This is a genomic window from cyanobacterium endosymbiont of Epithemia clementina EcSB (assembly GCF_029919255.1).
Classification (GTDB): domain Bacteria; phylum Cyanobacteriota; class Cyanobacteriia; order Cyanobacteriales; family Microcystaceae; genus Rippkaea.
This window is the reverse complement of the sequence record NZ_CP123991.1, coordinates 1871262-1888463: the sequence shown is the minus strand read 5'-3', so window position 1 is coordinate 1888463 and position 17202 is coordinate 1871262. Positions and strand designations below refer to the sequence as shown.

General features: G+C 33.4%; 14 protein-coding genes. 11 read left to right on the top strand and 3 right to left on the bottom strand.

What is annotated here, in order from left to right:
• Positions 1–524: 524 nt before the first annotated feature.
• Positions 525–1883: a CmpA/NrtA family ABC transporter substrate-binding protein gene (locus P3F56_RS06190; RefSeq protein ID WP_281152047.1), complete on the bottom strand. Its 1359-nt coding sequence runs from the start codon at positions 1881–1883 to the stop codon at positions 525–527.
• 369 nt (positions 1884–2252) lie between these two features.
• Here P3F56_RS06190 and P3F56_RS06185 point away from each other — a divergent pair, with 369 nt between their 5' ends.
• The 9 genes from P3F56_RS06185 (at position 2253) to P3F56_RS06145 (ending at position 11606) form a co-directional block, all read left to right on the top strand.
• Complete coding sequence (locus P3F56_RS06185) at positions 2253–2492, top strand: hypothetical protein (protein WP_281152046.1); 240 nt, start codon at positions 2253–2255, stop codon at positions 2490–2492.
• Positions 2489–2650, top strand: coding sequence for a hypothetical protein (locus P3F56_RS06180; RefSeq protein WP_281152045.1), 162 nt, complete (start codon positions 2489–2491; stop codon positions 2648–2650). Before P3F56_RS06185 ends, P3F56_RS06180 begins: the two co-directional genes overlap by 4 nt.
• Before the next feature lie 45 nt (positions 2651–2695).
• Positions 2696–2962 (top strand): NAD(P)/FAD-dependent oxidoreductase, encoded by a 267-nt coding sequence (locus P3F56_RS06175; RefSeq protein ID WP_281152044.1) that lies wholly within the window; start codon positions 2696–2698, stop codon positions 2960–2962.
• 104 nt (positions 2963–3066) lie between these two features.
• Positions 3067–3387, top strand: coding sequence for a thioredoxin domain-containing protein (locus P3F56_RS06170; RefSeq protein WP_281152043.1), 321 nt, complete (start codon positions 3067–3069; stop codon positions 3385–3387).
• A 321-nt stretch (positions 3388–3708) separates the two neighbouring features.
• Positions 3709–5313, top strand: a complete 1605-nt coding sequence (gene lnt, locus P3F56_RS06165; RefSeq protein ID WP_281152042.1) for an apolipoprotein N-acyltransferase — start codon at positions 3709–3711, stop codon at positions 5311–5313.
• A 1499-nt stretch (positions 5314–6812) separates the two neighbouring features.
• Complete coding sequence (locus tag P3F56_RS06160) at positions 6813–7730, top strand: metal ABC transporter solute-binding protein, Zn/Mn family (protein WP_281152041.1); 918 nt, start codon at positions 6813–6815, stop codon at positions 7728–7730.
• 31 nt (positions 7731–7761) lie between these two features.
• Positions 7762–8538: a metal ABC transporter ATP-binding protein gene (locus P3F56_RS06155; protein WP_281152040.1), complete on the top strand. Its 777-nt coding sequence runs from the start codon at positions 7762–7764 to the stop codon at positions 8536–8538.
• A 4-nt stretch (positions 8539–8542) separates the two neighbouring features.
• Entirely contained in the window at positions 8543–9358 is an 816-nt protein-coding gene (locus P3F56_RS06150; RefSeq protein ID WP_281153742.1) for a metal ABC transporter permease, read from the top strand.
• Positions 9359–9920: 562 nt separating this feature from the next.
• Positions 9921–11606 carry an alpha/beta hydrolase gene (locus tag P3F56_RS06145; protein ID WP_281152039.1) on the top strand — a complete coding sequence of 562 codons (1686 nt, stop codon included), beginning with the start codon at positions 9921–9923 and terminating at the stop codon, positions 11604–11606.
• A 520-nt stretch (positions 11607–12126) separates the two neighbouring features.
• Here the strand turns inward: P3F56_RS06145 and P3F56_RS06140 are convergent.
• Both P3F56_RS06140 and P3F56_RS06135 read right to left on the bottom strand, forming a co-directional pair.
• Entirely contained in the window at positions 12127–12285 is a 159-nt protein-coding gene (locus P3F56_RS06140) for a hypothetical protein (protein ID WP_281152038.1), read from the bottom strand.
• Between the two features lie 714 nt (positions 12286–12999).
• On the bottom strand, positions 13000–14055 hold the full coding sequence (locus P3F56_RS06135) for a CobW family GTP-binding protein (RefSeq protein WP_281152037.1): 1056 nt from the start codon (positions 14053–14055) through the stop codon (positions 13000–13002).
• Between the two features lie 568 nt (positions 14056–14623).
• Between P3F56_RS06135 and P3F56_RS06130 the strand changes: the two genes are divergently transcribed.
• Entirely contained in the window at positions 14624–16105 is a 1482-nt protein-coding gene (locus tag P3F56_RS06130) for an aminotransferase class I/II-fold pyridoxal phosphate-dependent enzyme (protein WP_281152036.1), read from the top strand.
• Positions 16106–16383: 278 nt separating this feature from the next.
• A complete protein-coding gene (sppA, locus tag P3F56_RS06125; RefSeq protein ID WP_281152035.1) occupies positions 16384–17202 on the top strand; it encodes a signal peptide peptidase SppA in 819 nt (272 codons plus the stop codon).

The window sequence follows — 17202 nt, the reverse complement described above, 5'->3', positions numbered from 1 at the left end:
TCATTTGTATATTTTTGTCCAAAAAATAAGTTAATATGCTATTTTTAGCGTAGTTGTAATTGTCTTAGTTCTCATTTTATTTTATTTATTTATTTTTTTGAATAAAATAAATAAATAAACGCTAAATTATAAGCTATTACCGAATATTTTAGTATTATTGCTAATAATCAAAGAAAGATCAGCACTAATTTCTTTAACATGCTATCTCCATAATCAATCAAGTAAACAAACATCTTAGCGGCTGACCTAAAGAGTAAGGCGAGAAATAGTATAAAAAAATGAATTTGCAGAACAACATCTTACACTAATTTAGTAATAGAAGTAAACGCAAAATAAATTTATAATATCATAGGCAAAATTAAATCTGTCAAGTTGCCATATCTAGTAAAGTAAGAAATAAGCCAGCTTAAAAATCTGTATGTTGTCTGCGTAAATAACATTACCAGCATTTCTATAAATAGAATTGGCAAATGTAGAAACTAATCTTTATTGATTATGAGAATAAATCAGTAGAGTTATTGTAATCAAACAAAACTAAAAGATTGAGAATGACTTGCCCGAATAGAAAACTGATTAAGATAAACTAGAGGTTGACTCGGATCAAAAGGTCGCCCATCTATAAAAGCGGTAGTCGGTTCAGATTTCATTGATTCACTAGGAATTTTAATATTTAAGACTTTAGCTACTTCTTTGTAGAGAGAAATAGGATAAATTCGATCTAAGATTCTATCAGCATCTTTTGGATAACTAGTGGTTTCTAGTTGATTCCAACGAATCATTTGGGTTAGCAACCATACAGCATGAGAACGCCAAGGATAATTAGCATGATCGGGAATTTTAAGATATGGGGTATCTTGATAGTGAAAAATAGTAAAGTCGGGGATCTCTATTAATTTACTGTTAGGGGCGTTGTTGGTGTAAGCATACTGTCCATTTAAAGTTGGTTCAATTAAAGTCTTATCCAAGTTTAAATATTGACTTTGAGCTAATATTTCAGTCATTTCTCTGTGATGACGCTGATGATCGCAATATTGACAGGATTCTAATAACGCAGCCATTAAAGATCGTGCAGTAGCAGGATATTTTCTCACCCAACCATCCATAGCGGCTAAAATCTTATTAGGATGTCCTCGCCAAATTTCTCGACTAATGTTGAGAATGAATCCTGTGTTTTCAGTAATTGCAGAGCGCGTCCATGGCGCTGAAATACTATAGCCTTCTATCATTTGCGCTTGTAATTTATAGTTCAGTTGGTTGGCCTGGAATTCTAACAATCTTACCTCACGGTCAGGATCAACTCCCATAGCTGCTAACCAATAACGCAATAAATAGGCATCCATCGAAATTGGAGAGTCTATAGCGAAACGAGTATGGCCACTACCTCGAATATATCGGCGAAAACTTCTTTCAAAATCCCCAAAATCATTATAATCTAGGGAAGGACGTAAGCCTTGTTCCCAAGCTTTCTTAGTAAGGGTAATGGCACTACCGTTTAGATTAAGATTCATCAGGGAAATCAGGGAAGCTTTTTGTTTCCCTAACTGTGCAGACATTGGTAAGGCAAAGGGAGCTTGTGCGGCATCTAATTGCCAGCTTAATAAGCCTTTTTCGATTGCTTCCCAGGAGGCTTGACGTTTGAGGGTAACTTTTAAGCCATAACGCTCAAAATAACCCTTTTCTTGGGCAATAATCAAGGGAGCAGCATCGGTAGTCGGAACAAACCCTAGAATTAGCTTAGTTTTTTCCAATGAGCCAAATTTATTGTTGGGATTCAATGAAGTTTCTGACGAACGAAGGAAATCTAGATTACCTTGAGCGCAAGCAGTTATTCCTAAACTAGCCGTTCCTAGGCTGCTATATTTAATGAATTGACGACGCTTCATAATGAAGGTTAATCGGAGTAATCTAAAGTTTTCAGTGAATATTAAGGTAACATCTCTTTAGTTATTTTTCATCTGCTCTACAATTCTTCTATGTATCCTTACAATACTACAATCGGGTTATTTAGATAATCACCAAAATCAGTCTAATTATTCTAGAAATATTTCCCTGATTTATAAATTGATTTTTGATCAAAATCTTCTCTATTTTACTTACTTTCATTATAATAAGTCTCTATTTATTTAATAATCACAAACTCTAATGAGTAGAAGATAATGATTAGAAGCCATTTTTCTTGAAAATCGTCCTAAAATACCATAATTGTTAGTAAAATTAGGACATAACCATCAACAGTGCTTTATTTAAAACTAATGGTTAATAGAGCGATAGAAAACTTAATAATTGTTAGCTCAGGTCCAGCCGGTTACACCACATTAATTTACGCTGGACGGGCTAAATTAAGACCTATTCTTTTTGAATGTTTGAAAGTGGGAGGCAGTCGTGATAGACAACTAATGACCACCACAAAAGTAGAGAAATTTACAGGGTTTTCTGAAAGCATTACCTTTCCTGAATTAATGGAACAGATGAGGGCAAAACAAAACGTTTGAGAACTCAATGTTATACCGAAGATGTAGTAGAAATCTATTTAAGTCAGCGTCTCTTCAAGGTGCGTTCGACCGAACGAAAAATATTAACTCATACTCTAATCGTTATGACAGGGAAAATCGTTAAACGCTTAGAAATTAGTGATGAAGATAAGTTTTGAGGTCGGGCAATTTATGCCTGTGCTATCTGTAATAGAGCAACCCCGATGTTTAGAAATCAAGAACTAACAATTGTGGGAGGTAGAGATACCGCAGCAGAAGAAACTCTTTATTTAACTAAGTACAGCTCATTGATTCATATCCTAGTCCGTCGAAAGGAAATGCAGGCTAGTGAAACTCTGCAAAATCAAGTTTTCAACCATTCAAATATTATCATTCTCTGGAATAGAGAAGTAGTGGGCGTCATCCCTAGTGATTCTAAACTCGAAGGGCTAATAATTCGTAACAATCAGACGGTAGAAACAGAAAAATAAAAGATTAGAGGGTTATTTTATACTATCTGTCATACCTCCAATACAGACTTACTTAAAGGACAGTTAGAGTTCAATGATGCTGGTTTTTTGTTAAAACAGGAATAGTGCAAACCAATATTAAAAGGGTTTATGGGACCGGAGACGTACAAGATCATGAATATCGTCAAGCAGTTACCGCCGCCAAAACATATTGTATGACGGCATTAATTACACAACGATGGCTATCAGCGTATAACCTAATTCAAGAAGATGAGATAACCCCCAAAACGCAAGAAGAACAATATCCAAAAGAATCAGCTTTTGTTACTCATACAGCAGAGACTTTTAATATTAACGATACTCGTCATATGGGAGTATATACCATACGAAAATTATTCCATAAAAGCGAATACTTAATTGTGGTTAAATATATTTCTCCTAACTGAAGGAGATGTCATAGTCATATTTATAAAAACAATTTTAAATAAGTTTTTTTATGAATATGAAAAAACAATACATTCTATTGGAATTGATATTGCGGTCAATCCTAAAATTGCTCAAAGCGCTCAGACAATCGGGACTACTAATGTTCATTTTTTAAAATTTTAAGAATTCCTTGAACACATCGATAAAATCAGACAAAAAGGCAGTATTTAAAAGTTGTTATTTATTAACAACAACTTTTAAATAACTTTAATATTAAAGATATTTTTTTTAGATAAAATACTGATATGCCAATAATTATAACTTTTCTTAGTGGAATATTGATGGGATTATCAACTGCTCCTATGTCGGCTTTTTACTTAGCATGGTTTGCATTAATTCCTTTATGGGTTTTTACCATAAAAACTCATAAAGGAATTAATATTTTTGAGAAAAAATTAACTATAAAATCTTTTCTTTTTGATAAGAAAACTTGGATTGCTTTATTTTGGGGACTGGGTTATCATGGATTAAGTTTATTTTGGATTATGGGAATTCATCCTATGACTTGGATGAAATTTTCATGGGTTGCTAGTTTTTTAATTGCTATTATTTGTTGGCTATTTATTACCCTTTGGGGAGCTATATTGGTTGCTACTTGGTCATTAACTATTAGGTTTTTTGATTGTCTAGAATATAGAAATATTTATTTTAAAAAAACTTTAATTAGTTCTTGTTTAAGAGTTATTTTTGGTGTCGCAATCTGGTGTTTATTGGAGTCAATATGGAGTCAAGGACCTTTATGGTGGACTTCTCTCTCCTACACCCAAAGTCCCGACAATTTAGCTATTCTACAACTTAGTCAATTTTCAGGATTTTCAACTGTAACTGCTACTATTGTTGCTGTTAATGGATTAATCGCAGAAGGAATTATTTTACGGGCAAATCAATCTCAATTCAGAAAAGTTACATCACAAAAAAAATCTATTTGGCTTAGGTTAAATCAATATAATAATCATTCTTTTACTCTTTTTTTAATGTCAACTATAGTTTTATTTATTTTGCATTTTACAGGATTAGTTTTATATAATTTGCCAGTTTTAAAATCAGAAAAAGATGCTATAAAAATAGGTATTATTCAAGGTAATATTCCCAACACAATAAAACTTTATCCTGAGGGGTTACAAAAAGCTACTGATCGTTATACAAATGGTTATAAACTATTAGCTTATAAGGGAGCTGATTTAATCATTACGCCAGAAACTGCCTTACCATTTAACTGGAATGATATTGTAATTAATAGTCCTTTATATTCAGAAATATTGACACATAAAGTCCCTGTTTTACTGGGAGCATTTGGCAGGCGAAACAACAGCTATACTAATAGCCTATTTTCGGTGACAGGAGAAGGAAAAATATTAAGCCGTTTTGATAAAGTAAAATTGGTTCCATTGGGAGAATATATCCCTTTTGAATCTATTTTAGGTAAAGTTATTGATCGACTTTCTCCTTTAGACAGTCATTTAAAAGCAGGAAATAACAATCAAATTTTTAAGACTCCTTTTGGTCAAGCAATTGTAGGGATTTGCTATGAATCAGCTTTTAGTGAACATTTTCGTCGTCAAGCAAAAATAGGTGGAGAATTTATAATTACAGCCTCTAATAATGCCCATTATAGTGAAGCAATGCCTGCGCAACATCATGCTCAAGATATAATTAGAGCCATTGAAACAGGTAAATGGATGGCAAGAGTAACTAATACTGGATATTCTGGCATTGTTAATCCTCGTGGTCAAACTTTATGGATATCTGATATTAATACTTATCAATTACATCAGGAAAAAATTTATCGTAGTAACAGCTGCACTCTATATGTCCAATGGGGAGACTGGTTAACTAAAGTACTATTATTACTGGGGATAATATTGTTGTATTTTAAGATTAAATAATGATAATTAAACTTAAAGGATAATCGGTACAAATAAACACTAATTTTTATACATAATTACAACAATTTTTGAGTTTATTGATGATCTAGAGCAAAGCTTACATTAATAGTGTTGCTAAATAAGGTGGATATTTTTGTTTGGGCAAAGTTTTATCATTTAATATAGATGGCTTAAATTGATTTTTGAATTCTAACTACCATTTACCACTTTGTAGTAGGAAGCATGACTTAATATTTTAAATTAAATAATCAACTAATACTCGACCTTTCAGCAAAAAACTAAAAAAATATGTAAACGATGTGTTAAGGATAACCAATAAGGTTAAATACTCAGACAATGTCTGTTTCAATTCAAGATCAAAATAGTAAAGATGTTGTATTTTTTTTTAATCTATACGGATATTTTATTAGATTGACTTGATATTAGAATTAGCAGTTAATTCATTTGTTATAACCTTCGATACTAATTTCCTAAAAGTTATTAATTTTGTAAAAAAAGGTAATTCTATGAGTATATTTTAATTTTTAAAATGGTAATTAATACTTAGCTCAGGAGAACATAAGAACAATTAATCGCTAATATTATAGCCATAGAAGTTAGTTTATTTATGTTAAGTGATTCTCAATAGAAGATTTGAAGTTTTTTTAAAATTATTACTAGTGCTAAACCGCACTTTTTCTAGAAAAAGAGTAAATTTACTTAAAAAGAAAAGTTATATTTATTGTAACGTACCTAAATTAATCTAGATTTAGATGCTTTTCAGAGTATTATTGATGATGAAATGATGATTAAAGTGGGAAATTAAAGAGTAAGAAGTTAACCCATCATAAATTTTTTGATAAAGCTATTATGTTTTCACGGAAAAAGTATACACTTTGACAAAAAGATATTATAGGATCCTAAGTAAGATAAGTTAGTAGACTTAGGAATGTAAAAGGGACAAAAGTAAAGACTTTAAAATTATTAGACAAATCTCACGGGATGAACAATTGATGATCATCCTGAATCAGTTGCTAATTTAATTAATAAAGTTTACATAACTACTACTTTTAATTCAACTAAATATAGCAAAAATTATTTACCTATTTTTACTGTAGAAAATCTAGAAAGTAGTAGTCCTTTTAAGACAATTATTTTCTGTTAAAAAAATGCTATTTTTGACAGTACTATATTTCTCTACTTTTACAAACAAAATACATCCTATAATCCAGAAATTTTATTAATTCTAAAATTTTTTGCTTTGTTAAACAATCAAAGCTTTAATTGTTTAACAAAGCAAAAAATTCTCAATAGCTCAATAAGAAGAAGGAATCAGAGAGAATAGTGAAATACATAATTTGGAATAAAAAATATTGATATAGTTAATAAATATTGTTCTGGGTTGACAGTTAAATTATCTTTTTTAGATATAGGATATAGTTAAGTATTTGAATACTCATCAAGTTATATAAAATATAATTATGATCGTTGTCACTCTTACATAAAGGTCATAATCTTAAATGAATTTGCAGGTTTCGGCTATCTGGATGACCCTGGTGTTGAACGTTGTTACAATGACGGGATGTAGTAACCCATCAGGGACTCAAAGCAAGACTAAAGAAATTTTAGATATTACGGTAAGTATTGTTCCCCAGAAATATTTTGTCAGGAAAATTGGAGGTGAGCGCGTCAAGATTAATGTTATGGTAAAATCTGGGGCCGATTTCCATAACTATGAACCAAAACCAGAACAATTACAAGCTTTGAGTCATGCTGAAGCTTACATTACTATCGGTATCCCGTTTGAAAGAGCGTGGATAGATAAGATTTCAGGGGCAAATACTCAATTGCGAATTATCGACTCAGCTAAAGGAATAAAACGCCTCCCGATGATAGACCATGATCACCATGAACATCACCATGATAAATCAAAATCAGAAAACGCGACAGAAACCTTAGATCCCCATATTTGGCTATCTCCAACATTAGCCAAGATTCAGGCTAAGAATATTTATCAAGGATTAACCAGACTTGATCCTAGTTATCAGGTAAAGTATTTAGAGAATCTAGAAATATTTCTACAAGAAATTGAGCAGTTAAGTAGTCAAATAAAAGAAAATCTCAGCCAAATAAAAAATAGAAAGTTTATTGTATTTCATCCGGCTTGGGGTTACTTTGCGAATGAGTATAACTTGACTCAAATACCTGTAGAAGTCGGAGGTCAAGGACCAAGCCCAGCTGAGTTAGGTAAATTAGTTAAGGAAGCTAAAAAAGAAAAAATAAAGGTTATTTTTGCTCAGCCAGAATTAAATACTAATCCTGCTACAATTATTGCAAAAGAAATTAATGGAGAAGTTTTATTAATTAGTCCCTTGGAACCTAATTGGTCAGAAAATTTACTGAAAGTTTCTGAAACTCTTTCTAATGTTTTAGATTAAATTTATCAAAAACTACCACCAATTTGACTTTATGTCTACTGAAGTTATTAGTCTGAATCATGTCTGGGTAAAATATAATCAAACTCCTGTCTTAGAGGATATTAATTTTACAGTTTATGAAGGGGATTTTATCGGGTTAATTGGTCCAAATGGAGGGGGAAAGACAACCTTATTAAAACTAATATTAGGATTGATTTCTCCTTACCAAGGGAATGTTAGAATTATGGGAAAGCGAGTCTGCTCTGGACGACAATATATAGGTTATGTTCCTCAAGTCTTAGAATTTGATCGAGAGTTTCCCGTCAGGGTTGCTGATGTTGTCAGGATGGGACGGTTAGGAAAACGTCGTCTATTACACAGATACAATGCTAAAGACGAAGCCATTGTCAATCATAGTTTAGAAAAAGTAGGAATAGTCGAATTGCGCAATCGTCCCATTGGTCAACTATCGGGAGGTCAACGTCAACGGGTTTATATTGCCCGCGCTTTAGCTTCAGAACCTCGCATTTTGCTGTTGGATGAACCTACTGCAAGTGTTGATTACAAAATAAAGGGCAGTATTTATGAGTTACTCAAAGATATTAATCAATACATTACAATTTTGTTGATATCTCATGATATAGGGGAAGTTTCTACCTATGTTAAAACTATAGGTTCTCTCAACCGTCGTCTGCTTTATCACGGTGAGAACCAGCTTACCAATGATCTTATTGAACGGACTTATCAATGTCCTATTGACTTAATTGCCCATAGAGTCCCCAATCAGATTCTTCCTCAACATTCTTGCTCCCTTTACAGTAATGATTGAAAATATTTTTGAGTTATTTCAATTTGAATTCATGCGTAATGCTCTTTTAGTAGGGGTATTAGTTAGTATTGCTTGTGGTATCGTCGGTACACTTGTGGTTGTTAACCGTATTGTATTTATCAGTGGAGGAATTGCCCACGCAGCCTATGGCGGTATTGGGTTAGGTTATTTTTATGGCTTTAATCCTATTGTCGGGGCGATTATTTTTGCGTTGATGGCAGCTTTAGGAATGGGATGGATAGCCCGAAAAACTGAGCAAAGGGCGGATACTTTGATTGGTGTCATGTGGGCGGTTGGTATGGCAATTGGGATTATTTTAGTGGATTTAACCCCAGGTTACAAAGCAGATGTAATGAGTTACTTATTTGGGAGTATCCTAACAGTATCCAAAGCAAATCTACTAATAATAGCAGGTCTAAATACTATTATTATTTTAATAGTAACTATGTTTTATAAGGAATTATTAGCCATTTCTTTTGACCGTGTTTTTGCATTAACTCGTGATCTTCCTGCGGATACTCTTTATCTAATATTAGTTGCCATGATCGCTTTAACGGTGGTAATGGTAATGCAGATTGTTGGATTGATTATGGTAATTGCATTATTAACAATTCCGGCAGCAATTGCAGAGCAATTTCTGCAAGATCTTAAACAAATAATGATAGTTGCAATTATCCTAGGAGGAATTTTTACTACCCTGGGACTGGGTCTATCTTATAGTTTTAATTTAACCTCTGGGGCAACTATTATTCTAATATCTGGAATTACTTATTTACTCAGTTTAGTCATTAAACAATATAATAAAATCAAGTTAACTTAAAATACAGATAAGAAATGATTATTCTTTATTTTAATTTTAATTAAGTTAAGGTTTTACCAGAATAAAAACTAATTATTACAGGTATTTATTAACAAACATTCGATGATATTTTCAAAGAATTGAGAGAACATCTCGGTTCTCATATCTACTTACAGCACAGGATTTCAGAAGTTATGACTCCATTACCAGAACATGAAGTGGGCAAGGTGATTCTGAGTGATATGGTTAAGATTATTTTCGAAGAATTAAATACGAACTGTGAGATCTTTGTTTCAACGACATCTTATTAAGAGTTAGAAAATATTAAAAATGAGCAGTTGTCAAATTGCTATCTACGTATTAGATACATCAAAAAGTCTAATATATTCAGTATACTACTAGTCCAGTTTTTGTTAATTTATCTATCCATAAAAAGTATTTTTTTGGTACTAAATACTACTTTTTTAAAAAATTAAAATAGGTAGAACAATAAATTAAATTAAAAGCATCAACTGATATATCTGCGAATAAGAGTGATTTATTATAAAATCTATAAAGATAAAATTATTTGGACATTTTTTAGATGAGATTTTCTTACATTTTCTTTGTTCCTTGGTTATTGAGTATATTTAGCACAGTAACTTTTACCCTTGCAGCTTCTGTTCACGGAGCCGAGACGATATATTTATTATATAATGCCATTAATCTCTCAGTGAGGGTTAAATCCTTAGAGAAATTTGCTCAAGAAGGAAAAATAGATAAGAACTTGGCATTCTATTTAGATATTGTCGGGGCGACAGAAGAAGAAAAAGTCTTATTTCGGGAAGCATTAATGACTCCCGTAGAAGTTGATCCCGTATTATTATCTCGCTTTCTTCGCACTGATGAAGGGGAACGTCTCATGGATTATTTTGGAGACATTATTAACATTCAAGGAGGGCGTAATGGCAAATATCCCCTGAGAGGTTCATTAGTCCAAGCAGCCTTTGAACCTGAAGGCTTAAGCTTAATTAATGTTCTCAAAAAACTCCCCGTCAATATGCAAATTGATATCAAAAAAACCTTACGTTTATCTCGACAGATTGAGGTAATTGTTAAGGGTACTTATTTGTTTAGTGAAGCGGTAGTTAACTTGTCAGAAATTGAAGCCCAAAACGCTGCGCCCATCAATTTTTTTCAATTGAATGATATACGAGAACCAGGCCCTTTCGAAGTGGAAAAACCTAAACGTTGGATTTTGCGAAATAAAAAGCGCAATATAAAATGGGGAGGACAAAAATTTTATGTTGATGTCTATCGACCCCAAACAGAACGTGAGGGTAAAACCCCAGTAGTGATTATTTCTCATGGGTTAAGTTCTAGCCCCGAAGATTTTGCTAAACGAGCTGAACATTTGGCTTCTTATGGTTATGTGGTCGCCCTTCCCCAACATCCAGGGAGTGATATTCAACATCTTCAAGACTTATTAGAAGGTTATGCTGGGGAAATATTTTATCTTGATGAATTTTTAAATCGTCCCCTAGATATTAGTCAGACTTTAGATGAATTAGAACGGCGTAATATTACTGAGTTTGGTGGAAAACTGAACTTAGAAAATGTAGGAGTTTTTGGTCATTCTTTTGGAGGTTATACAGCTTTAGCTTTAGCAGGAGCGACCCTGGATTTTAAAGGACTTGAAAAAGATTGTAATATAGAATTGGGTAAGTTAAATACAGCGTTATTACTTCAATGTCGAGCTTTAAAATTAGAGCGAAAAGATTATAATTTTCGAGATAAACGAATACAAGCAGTTTATGCAATTAATCCCGTTAACGCTAGTATTTTTGGAGAACAAGGATTAAGTAACATTATAATTCCAACTTTTATTGGTGCTGGAAATTATGACCCAGCCACGCCTTTTGTCTTTGAACAGGCTCGATCTTTTCCCTGGTTAACAACTGAAAACCGCTATCTTTTATTGCAAGAAGGTCAAGCTCATGTTGATTTTTCTCAACTTGATGCAGGGTTAACAGATATGATTAAAACTCTTCCTAATTTAACCTTACCAAGTCCAGTTTTACTTGATAATTATACGAATGCAACGATGTTAGCCTTTTTTGAAATTTATATTGTCAATAATCAAAATTACAAACCTTATCTTCAATCCTCTTATGTTAACCATATCAGTCAAAAACAAAACTTTCCTGCTCATTTAATCTCGGGAGATTCTACAGAAGGATTACGTAAGTTTATTAAACAGTATAGATTAGATGACTTAGATATCAATTGAAATTAGTTGAGTAAAGTCAAAAAATTTATCCATTTTCCCAAGCTGTGGAACAACTAGGTATTAGATTGAAGAAATTATCGCCTATTTATTTTCTTCAAAGAAGAATAAAAAGAATATTAGAAGGTATCAATAATAAATTGAAATGGATTAAAAGGAAAGCTTATGGCTCATGGATTCAGAAATTTTGTTGATTTTCAACTCTGAAATTTCTTGATTTGACATTTCACTAGTTAATTTTATATTATAAGTCTCTTCTCAGTTAACCCATTGTTGTTTTTTAAAAGAGTCTTCTAACTAATTGATATAGAGAGCGTCCATAACTATAGAAAAAATATTGAGGTGACAAGTTATCCCCCGCTTTTGATAAGTATAAATCCTCATTAATATCCATTAATTTTCTTAAAATTGTTTCTTAACTGAGATAACCCCTCCTCCTCAGCTAGGGATAAATAAAATATATAAACCTTTGACCAGGTAAATATATCCATCGATCTCGAAGTGAATAATCATGTTCTTCTAACTACATTGCAGCCTCTGTCCCTCCACAGACTGCAATGTAGTTACATAGGTTATCAATTGGTAGTTGAAGATGAAGCGATCTTTTTCGGATTAATTGATGGGCTCTTTCTTTGATAAGATTGATTGAGTAGCGAACATTGGGTTTAATTATTTTCAACATAACTTACTTCCTTTCCTATATAATGTTCGGGCAGATCGACTGGTTAAAGCAATGGGGAGTAGATACCAAGATGGAAGGAATTTGTAAGGAAGAAAGCCATTCAATTCCAATGTATATTCATCGACAAGTACATAGGGCTATTGAAAAAATTTTAATGATAAAAGGATTTAATTTTAGATAGAATCAAATAAGGGCGGAGAAAAATTCAAATTCTCATATTAGTTTCCAATCGGGTTATACATTTCTTTAAATCCATAACTTTTTATTTTAATTCGATTACCAAAATAGAAAGACATTTAAATATAGGATCACTCTATCTGATAATCTCCCCTTCCACGACTTGGGGACTAGTTTTAGGAAATAATTCGGGTACAGACGGATTAGGAAGTTTTGTTCTTGAGACAGGCAAAAGACTTCCATAGTAACCGATACGGGTTCCAATATTAGTGATATCTATTCTTAACGATCTCTGGGAATTGGCAACAATCTCTGGTAATATTTGTGACTAATAAATTAATCATCTATCCTCTTACAAGGAGTATACAGACTTTAGTAAGACAATGATTGAATGTGCAATCAAAACTCGTAAACTTACCTAAAATTTAGCCTAAGAGACTGTTCGTAAAATTATTCTAGCGACCAAACTGTAACGCATCAGGATCCACGACTAGTGGATCCTGATGCGTTACAGTTTGATGAAAATCCTATTTTTGTTTATTTTCCAAATTCTTTAGTCAGACCATTAAAGGGAAGAGAAATACAGTTTTCCATCTGTTCATACAATATTTGGCTGTCAATATTTTGACCAATTAATACGATTTGATTTTTGGGCTCTCCTTTCCATTCATCATCTTCTAGGGTAAATCGTTTACCACTAAGGTGGAATATGTGACGTTTAGGACTTTCATCAAACCACAAAATACCTTTAGCACGAAAGACATTCTCAGGTAGTTGATTGTCTAGAAAGTACTGAAATTTACGAACTGAAAAAGGTTTATCACTTTCGAAAGAAATAGATATAAATCCATCGTTGTCTAAATGGTTAGAATGATCATGGTGGTGATGTTCGTCTTCGTGTTCGTGATTTTTTTTTCCTTCTTTAGAATCAAAATATTTACTAGAATCAAATAACCCCACACTTAGAATTAAAGGTAAGGGGACTTCAGACCTTTGAGTGCGTATAATTCTAGCCGCTTCTTTCATATCTCGAATCCGAATTTCTAGAGCATCTACATCTGATTTATCTACCAAATCTGTCTTATTGAGAAGAATAATATCTCCGTAAGCAATTTGACTGTAGGCAGCTTGAGAATTGAATAAATCTAGACTAAAATTAGAACAATCTACTGTTGTAATAATAGAGTCTAAGAGGGTCATATCCCTTAACTCTGTTCCTAAAAATGTTAGAGCAACTGGTAAAGGATCAGCTACTCCGGTAGTTTCAACGATTAAGTAATCAACCTTTTCAGGACGTTCTAAAACTTTATAAACTGCTTGAACTAGATCTTCATTGATAGTACAACAAACACAACCATTACTCAGTTCTACCATATTATCTTCAGTAGTAACAATGAGTTCATTGTCAATGCCAATTTCGCCAAATTCATTTACAAGAACTGCAGTTTTTAACCCTTCTTGATTGGTCAGAATATAGTTAAGAAGAGTTGTTTTTCCACTACCGAGGAATCCTGTAATAATAGTAACCGGTAAGCCATGTTTGGTTATATTCATGACTTCGGGAGTTCCTGACTGTTTATCAATTATCTGCATAATCTTCTCCGTTTGCGAAACTTTAGGGCAAAGATAGCTACGCTAAAGGTATTCATGCTAAAGGTATAAAGTCAACTATAATAAGATTTGCTGCTTTCACCAATGCTCTATCTTCGTGAGTAGTTCTATGGCTTTTTTGATCAATTTTTTTATTAGTGAGACTAGTCACTTATATCAGTCTAACTCCCCCTGCAACTCCTGAGCAATTCCCTATAGCTAAAACGGGTTAGTTCCATTTTGGGTAGGAGTCATATTATGTTGATTTCTCAATCGATTTATCCAAGTTATCATTTGTTCCTTGTTCTTGGTTGCTTATAACAAAAATACTGTGAAAATTCTATTCACTGAATATTTCTTACAACTGCTTTGATATCTTCCACTTCGACAGCGATCACCCTATTATGTTTAATACAACGCCAAGTAGTTATTTGTTAGGGACTATAAAGTTGTTAAGAACATTATCTAAAAGAGACAATATTATTGAATCCGAATTTAACCTTGGGCACGACCAAATTCTCCCTATCAATTACCAGACAAGTCGATATTATAAACGGATGCTCCATAATCCATGACCCTATCGCAACACACATTTTTAAACTCTCAATCCAAAATGCCCCTTATTGAGGCATTAAGAACATTAATATCTCAAAAAAATGTAGCTTTTCATGCACCTGGTCATAAACAGGGGCATGGAATACCACAATCTTTAGAAAAGTTACTAGGAAAAACTGTATTTACTGCTGACTTACCAGAATTGCCCGAATTAGATAATTTGTTTGCCCCATCAGGAGTGATCAAAAAAGCGCAGGAATTAGCAGCAGAGGCATTTGGGGCAGAAAATACTTGGTTTTTAGTAAATGGTTCAACTTGTGGTATTATTGCAGCAATTTTAGCTACTTGTAACCCAGGAGATAAGATTATTTTACCCCGTAATATTCACCAATCAGCAATAACGGGGTTAATTATATCGGGGGCAGTTCCGGTTTTTCTTAATCCTTATTATGATCCCCTTTGGGATCTTTCTTATAGCATTACTCCAAATGCCTTAAAACAGGTGTTAGAAGAAAATTCTGATGTTAAGGCAGTTATGATAGTTTACCCCACCTACCATGGTATTTGTGGCGATATAAAAGTGATCGCAGATATAACCCATCGTCAGGGAATTCCTTTGCTGGTCGATGAGGCTCATGGGGGTCATTTTACCTTTCATCAAGACTTGCCGCCTTGTGCTTTATCCATGGGAGCAGATTTAACCGTACAATCGACCCATAAGGTATTAGGAGCGATGACTCAGGCTTCTATGTTACATCTTCAAGGTACACGCATTGATCCCCAAAGAATTAGTCGTGCGTTACAGTTAATTGAGTCTACAAGTCCGAGTTATTTATTGTTAGCATCTTTGGATGCAGCCAGACAACAAATGGCATTATATGGAAAAGAATTATTGGATAAAACTATTGAATTTGCTAACAAAGCTAGGCAGCAATTAAGTCATATTCAAGGCTTATCTATTCTAGATTTAAAAGAACCTTTTTGCAGTTTTTATTACTTGGATACTACGCGATTAACAGTGAATATTACAGCTTTGGGATTAAGTGGCTTTGAAGTCGATAAAATTCTCCATCAACAATTAGGAATAACGGCAGAATTACCGATGTTACGTCATTTAGCATTTATTATTTCTATGGGGAATACAACAGATGATATCACTAAACTAATAGCAGCTTTCCAAATCCTAAGTAACTCGTATTTTTCTCCCCATTCTCCCATCTCCTCATTCCCCCATCTCCCCATTCCCCCATCTCCCCATTCCCCCATCTCCCCTCGTGAAACTTTTTTCGCTGCGACAAAAATGGTTGATTTTAACTATAGTCTTGGCAGAATTAGTGGAGATTTAATTTGTACTTATCCTCCAGGAATTCCTATTTTAATGCCAGGGGAAAAAATTACCGATCAGACCTTAGAATATTTAAAAACAGTGTTAGCTCTAGGAGCTAGTGTTACTGGCTGTAGCGATTCGAGCTTACAAAAATTAAAAGTATTGGTTTAATGGAAAACATCAATTAAAGATGTTACAATCAGAGACTCGGTAAAATAATCTTGGCTTTTCTAAACTAGCTATGAAGACATTACAATCAAGTCAAAAACTGAAAGTCTTATTCTACAAGGGCTCTAAGATCTCAGAAACTTGATTTTTAGAAAAATCAAGTTTCTGGAGTTAAAGAACACACTCAAAATTAAGACTTCAGAAAATCATTGACTACTATTATACTTCATTCTAGAAAATCCATAGTTTTATCTTTTCTATTGAACAATTAAAAACCGCTTATGATTTGGCCGTTTAAACCTAGACCAACTAAACAAATTGCCCGTATTGAAGTTAATGGTGCTATTGCCTCAGAAACCCGTAAAAATGTTTTGAAAGCTTTAAAAATCGTTAAAGAAAAAAAATTCCCTGCTTTACTTCTACGAATTGATTCCCCAGGGGGGACAGTAGCAGATTCTCAAGAGATTTACGAAGCGCTCAAAAAATTAAGAGAAAAAGTCAAAGTAGTAGCAAGTTTTGGTAATATTTCTGCTTCTGGGGGCGTTTATATTGGAGTAGGCGCAGAGTATATTGTTGCTAACCCAGGAACTATTACTGGGAGCATTGGAGTTATTTTGCGAGGAAATAACCTTGAACGGTTCCTCGATAAAGTTGGGGTTTCTTTTAAAGTAATTAAATCTGGTCCTTATAAAGACATTCTTTCTTTTGATCGGGAATTAACTGCAGAAGAACAGACCATTCTTCAAGAAATGATTGATGTGAGTTATCAACAATTTGTCAATACCGTTGCTCAAGGTCGTAATTTAGATGTAGAGAAAGTTAAAAGTTTTGCTGATGGACGCATTTTTACCGGACAACAGGCCTTAGAATTAGGAGTGGTTGATCGCCTAGGAACTGAAGAAGATGCCCGTCGCTGGGCGGCTGAATTGGCGGGACTCAATCCCGATCAAGCCCAATGTTATACCATTGAAGAACCTAAATCTCTATGGAATCGAGTTTTATCTCAGAATAAAAGCAAATCTGGGTTAAAAGTAGCAATAGATTGGGTTAAGTTTGAGTTAATGACCAATGGCCAACCATTATGGTTATATCGACCTTAA

Bases quoted from the DNA above. Each gene is read 5' to 3' on its own strand.
- P3F56_RS06190 (WP_281152047.1), bottom strand. From the start codon at position 1,883: ATGAAGCGTCGTCAATTCATTAAATATAGCAGCCTAGGAACGGCTAGT.
- P3F56_RS06155 (WP_281152040.1), top strand. From the start codon at position 7,762: ATGTCTACTGAAGTTATTAGTCTGAATCATGTCTGGGTAAAATATAAT.
- P3F56_RS06135 (WP_281152037.1), bottom strand. From the start codon at position 14,055: ATGCAGATAATTGATAAACAGTCAGGAACTCCCGAAGTCATGAATATA.
- P3F56_RS06160 (WP_281152041.1), top strand. From the start codon at position 6,813: ATGAATTTGCAGGTTTCGGCTATCTGGATGACCCTGGTGTTGAACGTT.
- P3F56_RS06130 (WP_281152036.1), top strand. From the start codon at position 14,624: ATGACCCTATCGCAACACACATTTTTAAACTCTCAATCCAAAATGCCC.
- P3F56_RS06185 (WP_281152046.1), top strand. From the start codon at position 2,253: ATGGTTAATAGAGCGATAGAAAACTTAATAATTGTTAGCTCAGGTCCA.
- P3F56_RS06175 (WP_281152044.1), top strand. From the start codon at position 2,696: ATGTTTAGAAATCAAGAACTAACAATTGTGGGAGGTAGAGATACCGCA.
- P3F56_RS06145 (WP_281152039.1), top strand. From the start codon at position 9,921: ATGAGATTTTCTTACATTTTCTTTGTTCCTTGGTTATTGAGTATATTT.
- sppA (WP_281152035.1), top strand. From the start codon at position 16,384: ATGATTTGGCCGTTTAAACCTAGACCAACTAAACAAATTGCCCGTATT.
- P3F56_RS06140 (WP_281152038.1), bottom strand. From the start codon at position 12,285: ATGTTGAAAATAATTAAACCCAATGTTCGCTACTCAATCAATCTTATC.
- lnt (WP_281152042.1), top strand. From the start codon at position 3,709: ATGGGATTATCAACTGCTCCTATGTCGGCTTTTTACTTAGCATGGTTT.